At 37.9% G+C, this 14,284-nt stretch carries 20 protein-coding genes; 12 read left to right on the top strand and 8 right to left on the bottom strand.

Annotated elements, in window-relative coordinates; genetic code table 11:
• Positions 1–178: 178 nt before the first annotated feature.
• Positions 179–634, top strand: coding sequence for a GNAT family N-acetyltransferase (locus FIU87_RS03080; protein ID WP_152443230.1), 456 nt, complete (start codon positions 179–181; stop codon positions 632–634).
• A 143-nt stretch (positions 635–777) separates the two neighbouring features.
• On the opposite strand, the gene FIU87_RS03075 is transcribed toward FIU87_RS03080, so the two are convergent.
• Complete coding sequence (locus tag FIU87_RS03075) at positions 778–1,620, bottom strand: helix-turn-helix domain-containing protein (protein ID WP_253905565.1); 843 nt, start codon at positions 1,618–1,620, stop codon at positions 778–780.
• Positions 1,621–2,065: 445 nt separating this feature from the next.
• On the opposite strand from FIU87_RS03075, the gene FIU87_RS21510 reads away from it, so the two are divergent.
• The gene (locus FIU87_RS21510) at positions 2,066–2,686 is read left to right on the top strand and encodes a VC0807 family protein (protein ID WP_301538650.1); all 621 of its coding nucleotides are present in this window, start codon (positions 2,066–2,068) and stop codon (positions 2,684–2,686) included.
• A 174-nt stretch (positions 2,687–2,860) separates the two neighbouring features.
• Here the strand turns inward: FIU87_RS21510 and FIU87_RS03065 are convergent, their stop codons facing one another.
• The 5 genes from FIU87_RS03065 to FIU87_RS03045 all read right to left on the bottom strand — a co-directional run bounded on the left by FIU87_RS03065 (position 2,861) and on the right by FIU87_RS03045 (position 5,150).
• Positions 2,861–3,094, bottom strand: a complete 234-nt coding sequence (locus tag FIU87_RS03065) for a hypothetical protein (protein WP_152443228.1) — start codon at positions 3,092–3,094, stop codon at positions 2,861–2,863.
• Between the two features lie 257 nt (positions 3,095–3,351).
• Positions 3,352–3,819 (bottom strand): SRPBCC family protein, encoded by a 468-nt coding sequence (locus tag FIU87_RS03060; protein ID WP_172970929.1) that lies wholly within the window; start codon positions 3,817–3,819, stop codon positions 3,352–3,354.
• Between the two features lie 32 nt (positions 3,820–3,851).
• Positions 3,852–4,325, bottom strand: coding sequence for a DinB family protein (locus tag FIU87_RS03055; RefSeq protein ID WP_172970928.1), 474 nt, complete (start codon positions 4,323–4,325; stop codon positions 3,852–3,854).
• Between the two features lie 29 nt (positions 4,326–4,354).
• Entirely contained in the window at positions 4,355–4,807 is a 453-nt protein-coding gene (locus tag FIU87_RS03050) for an SRPBCC family protein (protein ID WP_152443225.1), read from the bottom strand.
• Positions 4,791–5,150 (bottom strand): ArsR/SmtB family transcription factor, encoded by a 360-nt coding sequence (locus tag FIU87_RS03045; protein ID WP_152443224.1) that lies wholly within the window; start codon positions 5,148–5,150, stop codon positions 4,791–4,793. The genes FIU87_RS03050 and FIU87_RS03045 overlap by 17 nt, the downstream gene beginning before the upstream one ends.
• A 240-nt stretch (positions 5,151–5,390) precedes the next feature.
• On the opposite strand from FIU87_RS03045, the gene FIU87_RS03040 reads away from it, so the two are divergent.
• From FIU87_RS03040 to FIU87_RS03000, 9 genes are all read left to right on the top strand, one after another.
• Positions 5,391–6,971 carry a spore germination protein gene (locus FIU87_RS03040; protein ID WP_253905497.1) on the top strand — a complete coding sequence of 527 codons (1,581 nt, stop codon included), beginning with the start codon at positions 5,391–5,393 and terminating at the stop codon, positions 6,969–6,971.
• Positions 6,972–6,992: 21 nt separating this feature from the next.
• Entirely contained in the window at positions 6,993–8,195 is a 1,203-nt protein-coding gene (locus tag FIU87_RS03035; RefSeq protein WP_152443223.1) for a Ger(x)C family spore germination protein, read from the top strand.
• A 3-nt stretch (positions 8,196–8,198) separates the two neighbouring features.
• Complete coding sequence (locus FIU87_RS03030; protein WP_152443222.1) at positions 8,199–8,426, top strand: hypothetical protein; 228 nt, start codon at positions 8,199–8,201, stop codon at positions 8,424–8,426.
• 11 nt (positions 8,427–8,437) lie between these two features.
• Positions 8,438–9,541, top strand: a complete 1,104-nt coding sequence (locus FIU87_RS03025; protein ID WP_152443221.1) for a GerAB/ArcD/ProY family transporter — start codon at positions 8,438–8,440, stop codon at positions 9,539–9,541.
• 79 nt (positions 9,542–9,620) lie between these two features.
• Complete coding sequence (locus FIU87_RS03020; RefSeq protein ID WP_152443220.1) at positions 9,621–10,385, top strand: SDR family NAD(P)-dependent oxidoreductase; 765 nt, start codon at positions 9,621–9,623, stop codon at positions 10,383–10,385.
• Positions 10,386–10,411: 26 nt separating this feature from the next.
• Positions 10,412–10,717 (top strand): ArsR/SmtB family transcription factor, encoded by a 306-nt coding sequence (locus FIU87_RS03015; RefSeq protein ID WP_152443219.1) that lies wholly within the window; start codon positions 10,412–10,414, stop codon positions 10,715–10,717.
• A gap of 129 nt (positions 10,718–10,846) precedes the next feature.
• On the top strand, positions 10,847–11,350 hold the full coding sequence (locus FIU87_RS03010; protein WP_152443218.1) for a peroxiredoxin family protein: 504 nt from the start codon (positions 10,847–10,849) through the stop codon (positions 11,348–11,350).
• 171 nt (positions 11,351–11,521) lie between these two features.
• Complete coding sequence (locus tag FIU87_RS03005) at positions 11,522–11,959, top strand: hypothetical protein (protein ID WP_253905496.1); 438 nt, start codon at positions 11,522–11,524, stop codon at positions 11,957–11,959.
• A 20-nt stretch (positions 11,960–11,979) separates the two neighbouring features.
• On the top strand, positions 11,980–12,300 hold the full coding sequence (locus FIU87_RS03000; protein ID WP_152443217.1) for a thioredoxin family protein: 321 nt from the start codon (positions 11,980–11,982) through the stop codon (positions 12,298–12,300).
• A 226-nt stretch (positions 12,301–12,526) separates the two neighbouring features.
• On the opposite strand, the gene FIU87_RS02995 is transcribed toward FIU87_RS03000, so the two are convergent.
• Complete coding sequence (locus FIU87_RS02995; protein WP_152443216.1) at positions 12,527–13,276, bottom strand: methyl-accepting chemotaxis protein; 750 nt, start codon at positions 13,274–13,276, stop codon at positions 12,527–12,529.
• The gene (locus tag FIU87_RS20875) at positions 13,245–13,499 is read right to left on the bottom strand and encodes a glutaredoxin family protein (protein WP_172970927.1); all 255 of its coding nucleotides are present in this window, start codon (positions 13,497–13,499) and stop codon (positions 13,245–13,247) included. The genes FIU87_RS02995 and FIU87_RS20875 overlap by 32 nt, the downstream gene beginning before the upstream one ends.
• A gap of 94 nt (positions 13,500–13,593) precedes the next feature.
• Between FIU87_RS20875 and FIU87_RS02985 the strand changes: the two genes are divergently transcribed.
• Positions 13,594–14,274, top strand: a complete 681-nt coding sequence (locus FIU87_RS02985; RefSeq protein ID WP_152443214.1) for a Crp/Fnr family transcriptional regulator — start codon at positions 13,594–13,596, stop codon at positions 14,272–14,274.
• Positions 14,275–14,284: the final 10 nt, after the last annotated feature.

The following is a 14,284-nucleotide window of genomic DNA, read 5'->3' as shown; positions in this document are numbered from 1 at the left end:
ATTTTATAAGAAAAAATAGTATAATGAAAAAGTTAATTGATATAATTTTTAGACAATAGTTGTATTAGAGGAGGCGATCATTATGATAAATAAAAGTTTTCTTATTAATGATTACAAGGGGATACAAACTAATTAACACCGTTGTTTAGTGGCTCCCCGACTTTTGAAAGGGGAAAGTATGAGTATAGAAAATGTGAAAATTGTAGAGTTAAATGCAGAAAATTGGTATGACTGTTGTAAATTAGAAGTATCAACAGAACAACAAGAATTCATGGAGTCCAATGCTATATCAATAGCTCAGTCAAAGTTTGAGCCTACATTAAAACCATATGCAATTTATGCTGAAGAAAAAGTAGTAGGCTTTTTAATGTACAATACTGTTCAAGAAGAACTTGATGGGTATTGGGTATATAGAATAATGGTTGATAAGGAATTCCAAGGCCAAGGTATCGGCAAAGTTGCAACTAAGTTAATGATTTCGGAGATGGAGAAACTACCCTATGCGAAAAAAATTGTGGTAGGTTATCATCCTGAAAATTTGGGAGCACATCATTTATACTCAAGTTTGGGATTTATTGATCATGGTGATAGATTCGGTAAAGAAATGGCAGTCATAAAAAATATAAACGAGTGATAAGTCAGTAGGTTATCACAATAAAAAAGGACCATTTTTTGGTCCTTTTTTGTGTAGCTGAGGTTTTCATTACCTAATCAATCAGATTTCGGTCTTTTTCTTCCTGTATTTTCACAATTTTCCTTTTTACTGTGTTATTCCCTTTAAACCTTCATGCTCTCCTTCACATATCCACTCAGCAAATCCTGACCTAGAAAAGGCAGCACCGGCATAATTTCTTTAAATCCTTTTTCTGTTATAGCTTTTGTTGCAAGCTCGTTTAGTACTTCTTTTTCAATAAAAGGACAAAGCGCAACGATAGATTTAATTCCATCCTTTTCAAAGCTCTTTCTGGCAAGTGAGTGGAGAAGGTCTTTTTTTAGAAATGGAGCAATCGCAGTTATTCCTTCTACTCCTTCGCGCTCATATTCCTTTTCGGCCAGGCTAGCAAGCATGTCCTTACTCACAAAAGGTGCAATCGAGGTGATGGATTTGAGGCCGTTTTTTTCAAGAGATTTCGCGGCACATTCGTCAATGATTTCTCCACTGATAAATGGAGCGATAGGAACCATTGCTTTGGTGCCTTCTTGCTCAAACTTTTCCCTCGCACATTCATTAAGTACTTCCTGGCTGATAAAAGGGGCAAATGCCGCTAAGTCATGGCTGGTCATATTCTCTGGCAGTCCTTTGAAAACTTCATCTGCTTTATCAGGATCCAATAGTGGAGCAACGTTGGTAAACTCCTCTACTGTAGCTACGATTTCCGTTTGTTCGCCGTTGATAATCTGCTGAATCAGCGCACTTCCCTTTTCATGGTTGAGCAGTTCATCAATACTTATCTCTAGAATGTTCGCAAGCTCCGGTAGCTTCGCGATATCTGGCATCGTCTCGCCACGTTCCCAATTACTAACCGCCTGATAGCTAACCCCAAGCTGATCCGCCAAATTCATCTGCGTCAACTTCTTGGCCTTGCGCCAGCCTGCAATCTTGACTCCAATATTCTTCATATTAAACACTTCCATCACCTCTTTGCTTTTGATAGGTTTATTGTAAAATTTTTCTTAAGATATGTATATCAAGTGGTGCTTGAGTTGAGTGGGGTGGGTTATTCAATCCTCAAATAATCTATCATAATACACACTAAAATCACTTTTTAACTCTTCAATCCTAGCTTCACTAGAGACGATATCAAGTACATCTGAATTTAAATATAAAAGGTACGTGTTTTTATAAGGCTCTTTTCGTAGAGATTGTTGCTTTTCAATACGATAAGGAATAATTTACTTTTTATGGTATTATATAAACAGAGATTTTTGAAGTGAAAAGTTATATGAAATTTTTTGGTTTAATGGTTTGTATTGAACATTATTACAAAACGAAACGATTCAACTAGAAACTTAATTTGGAAGAGAGGAACTGTGGGGTGTTACCATTAAAAATAAAAATATTGTATTGGGAGATGTAATTTTTTATCTGATTTTCCCAATTGTAATTTGGAATGTTAGTAGAGATTTTTTAGGCGATTACTATGCGATGTTGATTTCATCAATACCTGGAATCATATACAGTTTAATTAGGTTTATTCTCTTAAAAAAGATTAATCTATTTGGGATTTTTATAATTAGTAACCTGTTTCTAGGCACCTTAATCGATGTCCTCTCAGGTTCTGCTATCAATTTACTTTGGAATAATATTTATTATTCATATTTTCTAGGAATACTCTTTTTATTTACCATTTTCTTAAACAAACCTATTGCACTATACTTCGCCTTAGATTTTGTTGAATTACAGGGGCAGAATCGTATAAAAATGAAAGAGATTTTCTACCAAAAAAGAATTTTGAACATATTTAAACTCATCACTTTCGTTTTCGCTTTCAGAGATATACTACTAGCATCAATAAAATGGTGGTTGATATCTACTTACGGAATAGAATCCTTTGACAAAGGTTTAGTACTTCGGCAAATATTCAGTTGGGTTCTCACCGGGTTATCAATTTATGGCTTTATATACGTTTCGAACATAATTAATGAGAATTCAAGCCAGCATGCTAGTAATAAAATTTCAAAGTAACACACTAAATTCATAAACTATATTCAGAGGGAGAAATTTAGCTCAAGGTAGGCAAGATAAAAACAAATGAAGGTTAGCCAGTTCCCTTGCTAAGTGCAACGATATACATGTACAAGCTAAATGTGGGTAAATTAGTTACGGTTGTATAAATAGCAAAGCACTCTAGATCTTCATTCAACCTACCCCGCGTAAATTCTCCCTTTGTATCACTCCATTTGTTTCGTAAGCTGAAAGAAAGGTACAATCCACGCTACTATCACCCTTAAAAACTTCTGAAAAAATCCTCTTTAATAGTCCATGGTTATCTTCCAAACTAGATAATAGAAAGCGAGCTCTCCGACTATTATCAACCTGAAAGTATGGTGTTTCTCCTATATTTAAATCAATGTCCACATGCTTAATTTGCATTTTTTATCACCTTATTTTCCTAATTCAATGAACTCTACGGTTCCAATTCTTCTGTAACTTTCTTGATAGGTTCCGTTTTTCCACCTCATAGAGATATTCGATCTTTTTCTTTTATATCCTTTTATGATTTAGAACGTTGCTTGGTAGCACGATTCCCCCTTTTTCTCGACAACCACCCTGCGTTTCCTCTTCTCGTTTTCATCCAACACATCAAAAAAAACACCCTTCCATCTCATTCAGAAAGGTGTTGTCGCATTTTACATATTTTCTTCTTTGTAAGGGGAACCCTGCCCAGTCACAACAAGGCTTTCCAAACTTGATAAGTAGGAAGTCCAGCCTCGTTGGCAGGCTTCAAAGCATTCTAGCTCTTCATTTAGTCCGATATGGGTAAACTGTAACACGGTTTCTTTTTCTGATAGGGGTTGTATGTCAAAGCGAATGGTGGTTCCTTCCCAGTCACGTAAGTTTTGGAATCCACTGCTCTCGGGATGCAGCGAGTCAATGATCTTCCATTCCACTAATTTGTTTGGGACAAGCTCGGTGATTTCTGCTTTAACATAGAAGCCTGCTTTCGGAAAACGAAATTCGGCCAATCCTCCGACCTCATTCTCAAGCTTAGTAAAGACTGTCCACCAATCCCGTACGCCTTCTTCTGTTGCAACGGCATCATATACTTTTTCAGCGATTACAGGTAGAGTTAATTTTCTATGAAAATGGTTTGGCACGAAACTCGCCTCCTTTCTATTAAAAACTTCGATTATGCCTCTTTCACTGCATTTTTCAATGATTTGATTATTCCAATATGTTCACTTTCGTGGAATGCTGCAAAGGAAAGCAATTCTCCTATTGTTTCTAGCTTTAATGGGCCAATTGGTACTGGGTTCGCAATTTTCTCATCCAGACGGCCGGTAAATGTTTCTCTTACTCGACCAATTTGTTCGGCTAATAAAGATTGAATTTCATCAAGTGATGGAGGTGTGACCTTCCACTCTGATGGACGTGTTCCACTATTAAATAAATCTCCGTATCCTTCTGGAAGATTCATGGTTTCGTTTGAGTAATGAAATGCAATGCCCTCTACTGCTGCGTAAATGTGACCAAGCTGCCAGCGCAAAGAATTTGAGAAGCCATCAGGAACAACATCTGCATTTTTTTCTGTCATCTCCTGAGCATGTTTTAATACGATGTTACGCGCAAATTCCATTTGATCCAGAATCATTTTTTCGTTCATGTTCATTCTCTCCCTTTTCCCTCTTATTTTTATCCTAGATATTTTTTCAAGCTTTCTTCTAATGAACTTGTCCAACCAAAATTATGCTGCTGAGCTGCTTCTTCACTCGGAAGGTTTGCATGTGTCACCACTATTTCGGTAGCATCATCTTTCTCCAAGAAATCAATAGTAACCTTTGTTGCAGGAAACTCTTGCTCTCCGTTTTCCCACTTCCAAGTAAAGACTAATTTATCATGTGGAACGACCTCTAAATATTGACCTGTTAAGACATGTGTTTGACCATCCGGGGAATGCATGTTTAACCTGTACGCTCCGTTTACTTCCACATTCATTTCATCAATCGTAGTCGTAAATCCATCTGGGCCCCACCAGTTCTTCAACTCTTCAGGTTTTGTCCAAGCATGAAATACTCTTTCCTTTTTAACAGGGAACGTGTGGTTTAACTGTAGGGTAAAATCTTGCACGCTATTCATTGTGATCATCGTTGTTTCCTCCTTTTTCTTCTTTTAATAGATATTTCTCTAAGCTTGTCAGCTGACTTTTCCAGAAGGACTCAAGATCATTAAGCCATTTTGTTGCCTCATGAAAAGCTTGTGGGTGAAGATAATAATATTTGTACCTTCCTACCTTTCTAAAAGAAACTAACTCCGCATTTTCTAACACCTTCATATGCTTTGAAAACGCAGGCAAAGACATGTCAAAAGGCTCTGCTAGCTTTTTAACGGTCTTCTCACCCTTAGACAACTCTTGAATGATGCTCCTTCTGGTTGGATCTGATAGAACGGAAAATACTTGATCAAGGTTTCGTTTATAATAGTTAACCATGTAGTTAACTATAAGGGATTAAAAATAGAAATGCAAGTTTTTTTAAGAACGGACATTCTATTTTTTATCTAGACGTTGTCGCTATGCGTTCTTTTCCCGGAGGTAGTTTTAATCATCTGTCTTCACTTAAAGATTGGAAAAAGCAACATTCTTTTAGAAAAGAGAACAAAAATCCCCTCCTGCATAATCAACTAAAATTTGTAAACATTAAATACAAAGCAGGTCGATGGGGGTGAAATATTGTCACCGATTAAAATTATTCCTAAAAAGAAAAAATCCAGGCCAAAACAGGAACAAGTCAAAACGGAGGAAAATGTTAGCTCTGTCTCGCAGGATCTTGTTCAAAGAGAACTAGAAAGTAATATCACGTATTTGAAAAACATATTCGGTGAAAGCTCGGACCTCGTCTTTAGAACCCTTCACCCCCATTCGAATTATAAGCTCGCCATTGTGTATATGGAGGGGATGGCTGGAATACAGAACATCCAGGAAAGTGTCATCAAGTCTATGCTGGAATGGTTTAAGGGCTATAAAGAACAGGAGCCCCCGTTAGATTTGATTACCAGTTTAGGCGATTCGTGCATGACGATTGGATCTGTTAACTATACAGATCAATATAAAGATATTGTTTCTTCTATTCTTACAGGAAATACCGTTATTCTCGTGGATGGTTATGCTAGAACGATTATTGCGAAAACAAAGGATCCCTCTAAAAGGGATGTAACAGAGCCGAAAACCCAAAGTGTGGTTCGTGGTCCGATGGAAGGATTCACGGAAGATATTCAAACGAACACCGTATTAATTAGGAAAAAAATCAAAGATGTCAACTTACGGATGGAATCAAAGGAGATTGGTAGGTATACCAAAACAGAAGTAAACATTATGTACATCAAAGGGATTGCCAATGAAGACATTGTCGATGAGGTCCGTTCTAGGTTGGAAGAAATTGATATTGATGGGATTCTAGAAAGCTCCTATATTGAGGAACTCATTCAGGATGATACCTTAAGCCCTTTTCCTACGATGTTTAACTCAGAAAGGCCCGATGTAATAGCTGCTGGATTATTGGAAGGAAGAGTGGCCATCCTTATTGACGGTACACCATTTGTGCTTTTGTTACCGGTTGTCTTTTTTCAATTTCTCCAAGCAGCCGAGGATTATTACCAACGATCTGATTTTGGTTTGATGAGAATATTAAGATTTATAGCCTTCTTTTTCGCATTATTGAGTCCTTCTTTTTTTGTTGCGATCCAGACCTTTCATATTGAATTGATTCCTACTCCTTTAATGGTTACGCTTGCGGCTCAAAGGGAAGGGGTTCCTTTTCCGGCTTTTGTGGAGGCTTTAATCATGGAGGTAACCTTTGAAATTCTTCGTGAAGCGGGAATCCGGATGCCTAAAGCGGTGGGGCAGGCGATTTCCATTGTTGGGGCTTTAGTAATTGGCCAAGCTGCGGTAGAAGCTGGATTTGTTACTCCTGCAATGGTCATTGTTGTTTCCATTACGGCCATTTCCACCTTCGTTTTTCCTGCATATAATCTTGCCATTGCGGTTAGGGGTTTACGATTTGGATTCATGATTCTTGCCGCAACCTTTGGCCTGTATGGTGTTACGGTTGGATTATTTTTACTGGTGCTTCATCTGTGCAGCCTTCGTTCGTTTGGTGTTCCATATATGGCGCCCCTTGGTCCCTTTAACAAAGAAGCTCAGCGGGATACCATTTTTCATTTACCATTGCGATGGTTGACAGGAAGACCGAATATCTTTCATCAGCACAATCTGACCAGACAGAATTCTAAGGGTAAGTTTCAAAAGAATTGAGTGGTAAAGGAACGTGATTTTATGAAGCATGTTAAAAGGGCCATGATCCTCATTATTTGCTTATTCATGATGACAGGGTGCTGGAACAGGCGTGAAATCAATCAATTAGTCATCGCCATTGCATTAGGTATTGATAAAACAGAGAATGGCTATTCGTTCACAGCACAGCTGATCAATCCGACCATGTCCTCCCAAGCCACCAAAAAAGGGGGAGCAGGAAGTATGGTTCGCACCGTTCGATCACAAGGCGAAACGCTTTTTGAGGCCTGGAGGAATCTGACGGAAATAAATCCTCGTAAAGTATATTTTGGGCATGTCCAGCTTGTCGTGTTGAATGAAAAATTAGTGGAGGAAGGCATTCAGAAGTCCCTCGATCCACTTATGAGGGATCATGATTTTAGATCAGACTTCTTTTTATTAGTGAGCAAGGAAAATACCGCCAATGATGTATTAAGCATATTGACGGTTTTAGAGCCTATTCCTGCCTTGTCCATCCATTCCATGCTCCTTTCAACATCCAAGCATCTAGGTAACATTTCTGTCCTCAAATTCGATGAGCTTTTGGAAGAATTAAATACAGAAGGAATGGATCTTGCCCTGACGGAAATAAAAGTTATCGGTGATGTAAACAATGGGAAATTGGTGTCCAATGTGGAAGCTTCTGCACCTGAGACTTATGTTCAGGTAGGAACCTTAGCATTACTTAAGTACGATAAGCTAGTAGGATGGTTTGATAAGGACCAAAGCAAGGGACTAAATTATGCTAAAGGAAATATTAAGAGCACATCAGAAGTACTGCCGTGTCCGAATCCTAATAGCGGAAATCAGACAGTAGAGATCATCACAACCAAAGCAAATATGTCTGCCAGCATAAAAAACGATACCCCGAAGATTGAAATTGAGGTGGAAGTAAAAGGCAATATTGTAGATGTGGAATGTGAGGAGAATCCTGTTGATATGAAGATATTTAAACAAATAGAAGATGCTCTTTCCAGCAAAATAGAAACCATGATAAAAGATGCTATCAAGGTTTCGCAAGAAGAAGTTAAATCAGATGTGTTTGGATTTGGTAATACGATTCACCGAAAAGAAAACGGTTATTGGAAGAAGCACAAAGATCAATGGTACGAAATCTTTCCTACCATTCCCTACACCGTAAAAGTAACAGCAAAACTACATAATACAGGATCACTGGACCATTCTGTTAAGGAAAAGGATGAGTAGAGCTTGCTAGATTTTTTGCTAATATTGTTGGTTTCCGGCATCATGGTGATGGCAGATTATATGTCTTTGAAAAAGGAAAAAAAATTAATGATCGCGTATCTATCATTAATTGTTATTGGTCTTTCCCTGTTTTTGGCGGAAATGTTAATGGAAGACGTTCCAAACCCTCTGAATGTTATCGTCTATCTTTTTAAACCATTAACAGAAATGATTATGTCACTATTTAAATAAGGTGGGACGGCATGGAGAAGCATATTCAAAAAATCGCACCCAATCAATTTGGTATTCTTGTTATGTTCTTTACGGTTGGCAGTTCCATTTTACTGATTCCAAGACCTTTAATAGCCGTTTCTAAACAGGATGGCTGGATTGCGGGTACCCTTGGATTAGGCTTAGGACTTCTAGTCATTTGGTTATATTTGAAGATTATAAAGCTCTCACCAGACACAAATCTATACAAGCTCATGGAAAAAGCGTTCGGGAAAATCCTCGGGAAGGTTGTATCGGTATGTTATTTCTTCTTCATCTTTTTGCTAACCTGCGAAGTATTAAGTAATCTAGGTGACTTTCTTACCACCCAGATAATGGTAGAAACACCAAAAATCTATTTACACCTTTTATTTTTGTTTCCAATTGTATATGGAGCAAGACAGGGAATTGAGACCATTGCTCGCTCTGCTCAGGTTGTTCTTCCAACCTTCTTGATTATGATTATCTTTATGGTAGTAGCACTCATTCCTCAAGGGGACATCGCAAACCTTGAGCCAATTTTCGGTGAAGGAGTGAAGTCTACAATAAATGGTTCCTTGTCCATCTTGACTGTCCCTTTTTTAGAGCTTTTCATCTTTTTCGTGATTGCGCCTCATGTCACAAAAAAAGAAAAAATTAAAAAAGCTTTTTTGTTAGGTGGGTTGACCGGCGGCTCCATCCTAATTATTATCACTTTCTTGGTCATTTTGGTTTTGGGTCCTCATTTCTCCTCACAGGTAGAGTACCCAACCTACTTACTTTCAAAGAAAATTAATATCGCAAACTTTCTACAGAGACTAGAGGTTGTAGCTGCAGCGGTTTGGGTGATCAGCTTGTTCTACAAGGTCATCATCTGCTTTCACTCGACAGCTATTGGTTTAAGGGAATTAATAGGGTTAAAAGGGCAAAATCTTCTCATTCACCCTTTAAGCATCGTTGTTTTATACTTTTCTGTCACTATTTATCCAAACGTCGCCTTTTTTGTCATGTTTATTGAAAAGGTTGTTCTCTCCTATACCCTTTTATTCGGACTGGTGATTCCGTTGGCAGTTTACATCATTCTTAAAGTGAAATCTAAAAAAGGAAAAAATAATTGACAGTAGCTAATTTTATTATGTATTATATGTTTAAATACTTAAACGTTTAATCATTCTAACATAAAGGAAGGTAATTTTTATGACGAAAACAGCTTTAATAACAGGGGCATCAAGTGGATTAGGGTATGAATTTGTTAAATTATTTGCCAATGATGGATATAACCTAGTTGTCATTGCACGTAATGAAGAAAAGCTTCAAGAAATAAAAACGAAGTATCCGCACATTAATGTTACCGTTATTTCAAAGGACTTAAGTGAGCCTAATGCCATTAACGAAATTATGACTGAAATAAATAATCAATTTATTACAGTGGATGTATTAGTAAATAATGCTGGCTTTGGTCTATTAGGGTCCTTTGAAGATCTTAGTATTGAGCAGCAATTAAATATGATTCAGCTTAATGTTTCCTCCTTAACGGAACTAACCTATCGTTTGCTGCCAGATTTGAAGAAGAGTAAGTCAGGAAAAATCCTAAATGTTGCAAGTACCGCAGCCTTTCAACCTGGTCCGAACATGGCCGTTTATTATGCAACAAAAGCCTTTGTTCTATCCTTCTCAGAAGCATTAGCAGAAGAATTAAAAGAACATTCCATTACGGTGACAACTCTCTGTCCTGGTGCAACTAAAACAAACTTTAGCTCTATTGCAAAGGTAGAGAACACAAAAATGTTTAGCAATGCTATGTCATCAGATGTAGTTGCGAAACAAGGGTATCAAGCCTTAATGCAAGGAAAACGAGTGGTAATAACTGGAGGATTAAATAAAGTTGGTGCTTTGGCAGCAAAATTTTTACCTAGACGCACGGCAGCCAATGTTGCTAAACTTGTGATGAAAGAGAACTAGACAATATGCATAAATGAGGTCTGATTATGACACAAAGAGCTATAGATGTTTTTCGTTCCTGTATCCCATTGTTTACAACACTAAGTGATCCAGCCAGACAAGATATCATCTTACTTTTGGCAGAGCATGAAAGCCTTAGTGTGAATGAAATTGCCAACTCGTCGACGCTTTCTCGACCTGCAATTTCTCACCATTTAAAAATATTAAGAGACAATCACCTAGTACAAATAGAACAAAAGGGAACCATGCGCTACTATTCATTAACGTTAGAAACGAGTGTAAGTCAGTTAAAAGCCTTAATAGACATAGTAGAGAAGGATTGTATCATATAAGTCCAATATCCTGATTTGTTTTTATTAGTGCACAAGCATATTTGTGTAAGCCATATTACATGAATTCTATTACTAAAGGAAATATAATAGGGGTGTACACTAATAAAGAACGAATAGGAGGATTTTCTAATGACAAGCCTTAAATTAAACGATTCCGTACCGACTTTTTCCTTACCGACGACAAATGGTGAAATGTTTAATTTTGAAGATCATAGGAAGAGCCATGAAAGCTGGCATCTACTGATATTCTTTAGAGGTGCCTGGTGCCCAGTATGTGTTCAGGACCTGAAGGATTTACAAGAAAGTGTTGGGTTCTTTCAGGAAAAAAATGTTCATATCATCACGATAGCCACAGACAACGTCGAGGCATTGAAGGACATGTCTGAAGAACATTCGCTTAGTTTCCCGGTTCTTTCAGATGAAAGCCTTGAGGCATTAAAAGCATACGATGTTTTTTATCATGGAGACGATGCTCCCTATGAAGATCACGGGACACACGGTGAACCTGCCTATTTCTTAGTGGATGAAAACGGAAAACTATTGTATCAACAAAGACAAACGAGTCCATTTGGTCGACCGTCCGCAACGGAGCTGAGAAAAATTGTTCAGTACATTAGGAAGAATTTAAAATAGTACTTCCCTATAATAGCCGAGTATGAAGAGCTTCTCTTCATACTCGTTCTTTTTTTACCCCTTCACTTAATTCCAAGTAGGCTTCTTTCTAATCGCTTCTTGTAAGATACATTACAGAATTTTCAAAACATTAGTTTTACACTAGTGTTATATCACCGAAAGGAGCGATTGATGATGAACAAAGAAATGGGAAAATTACTTTCTACTGGGATTATTGCTGGGGTAGTTGGAGGGATTATTTTTGGCCTGATGATGCAGATGAGAGGAATGATGGGGATGGTTGCCGCCATGATGGGAAGTGAAAGTCTTGCTATCGGATGGCTTATCCACATGATTATCAGTGTGATCTTTGGTCTTTCCTTTGCCATATTGACAACATTCATCAAAAATATTTGGGTAGCTGCCCTTATTTTTGGGGTCGGCATTTGGATTGTCGGACCTTTAGTCATCATGCCTATGATGATGGGAATGGGAACCAATCTCGCAAATGCGTTCACATCTGATATGTTAATGAGCTTAGGCACGCATCTATTCTTTTCCATTATCCTCGCCATTGTCTTTAAGGCTCGTTCATCAAAACCAGCTACAAACCCGCACGTTCAAGCTTAACATTCTAGGAGGAATTTAACATGAATACCATTACAAGCGAAAAGCAATTCACAGAAATCACTCAACAGGATTCACCTGTGGTGGTAAAATTCTATGCAGATTGGTGCCCAGATTGTAAGAGAATGGATGCCTTTATGCCATCTGTATTAGAAGAGGTACAACATGTGCCCCTTCACGAACTGAACAAAGATAGTTTACCTGGTATTGCAGAAGAACAACAGGTGATGGGAATTCCAAGCCTTCTGGTATATCAAAATGGCGAAAAAATCGGCCATCTACACAGCGCAAACGCTAAAACACCAGACGAAGTCATTGCATTTCTTTCTAACTATTCTTTTTAAAAAGCTCTTTTCTAAAAGATTGTTGTTACAAACTAGGAAAAAGTCGGCTTTAGGACTTTTTCCAGGCCGAAAGCTGCCATAAACTTGTTTCGTGTTGCTAATCTTTTCGCAGTAGCAACAAAGTTTAAATGGAAAGCCTCCCTAAGTGGGGACTTTCCATTTATTTATTCATAAAAAAATACCCAACTCTTCATGTAGGTTGGGACTTATTATGTATTCTTTTCAGTCACACTTTGGAATGTGCATATTCATCAATGGCTTCTTGCAATCCTTCTGATATCACTTTTCGGTTGATGGAAATTGATTTACTAGCAGCATGGGCTTTCTCACTTTCGAGCTTTAATTCTGTAGAGATTCGCTGCAAATCGTTCTTTTGACCATCCATTTTCGAAATGGACGTGCTTATTTCTTGAAAGCATTTTTCTGTTTCCACAACATCATTAATACCCGTAATAGCGAGAGCTGCCCCTTTTTTGGAGCTTTGGCGTATTTCATCCATCTCGTTGAAAATGGACTTAATAGACCCTTCGGCTAGTTCTGTTGCTCGTTTACTTTCTTCAGACAGCTTTCGAATCTCCTTCGCCACGACATCAAAGCCTCTCCCAGCTGCTCCGGCTCGTGCAGCTTCTATTGAGGCATTCAAGGCTAAGAGATTTGTTTGAGAGGAGATTTTCTTTAAATTTGAAACAATATCGGTAAGGGTGGTAGAAATCTCCGAAAGAGACTCAATTTTCGCTAAAATATACTGAGATGAATCCTTTATTCCTTCCATATTCTCCACTGTTTTTGATACCGAATCTTTTCCAGCGACTGATTGATTCGATGCTTTTGTCGCGTTTTCGCTTATGGCGAGCGCTAAGGCAAATAACGATTGAGAATGCTCCACAATCCCTTCTGCATTAGTTAAGAACTGCTCCATTTCGTGTTTTTGTTTCTCCATGATATTATTTGCTTGTACGATCCTTGAATTCATCATTACTCTCCTCTTCAAAATAATCAAGTAGTTCCTTCCCGATCCAGATGGAATGATCAGACTTTAACACCGGCGCCCTTACTTCTCCGATTAATGAAAGTAATTCCTTTGCAGCTTCCGGCTCATGGAGTAAATTTTTCTCGTTGTAACGAATGCCATGCTGATTCAAAATCAATCTCGCTTTTTGACACCTGATACATCCATCAATAGTATAAAGTGTAAGCATGTTTATGCGCCTCCTGCCTCCTAAATACACTTTATCATATACACATGAAATATCTGTAATACACATTACAATGCAAAGAAAGAGGGTTTCTTCAATGGATAAATTAATGTTACTTTCGCAAATTAGCTTATTTGACGAGTTACCAATGGAAGAATTAAGAATTATAGATGACCTAAGTGAGATGCGGCCAGTGAAAAAGGGTACTATCATCACTTCCCCTGACAAACATATCCAGGCGCTTTTCTTCTTAAAAGAAGGACAAGTGCGCCTATATCGGATGAATCAAATGGGAAAACAATTCACCGTAGACATCCTAACAAGCGGAAACATTTTCGGCGAAACGTCGACTCTCTCTTTAACCGACGACCAAATTTATGCCGAAGCGATGATTGATACATACATATGTATAATGGGAGTCGAAGAATTTGAAGAATTCATTGTCAAAAATCCCACCATTGCCATTAAGTTAATTAATATTCTGTCCAATCGCTTAAAGGAAGTCTACTCCTTAAGCGAAAAAATCGCTTTAAGTGACGTTAAATATCGAATCGTCTATCTGCTTCTTAAATTAAGTGAAAAAACCGGAAGAAGAAAAAAAGAATGGCAAACGATCAATATGAAGCTGACTCATGCGGATATTGCCAATATGATCGGATCCACACGCGAAACGACATCCGCCATCATAAGTCAGCTTAAAAAAGAAGGATTAATAAAAAAACGCTTAACATTATCCATCAACGCCGATAAGGCCGATGAATTGTTAAACGATTTGTGAACCAAAGGGA

The sequence above is a fragment of the Bacillus sp. THAF10 genome (genome assembly GCF_009363695.1).
Taxonomy (GTDB): domain Bacteria; phylum Bacillota; class Bacilli; order Bacillales; family Bacillaceae_I; genus Sutcliffiella_A.
This window is presented reverse-complemented; position numbering and strand designations above follow the sequence as displayed.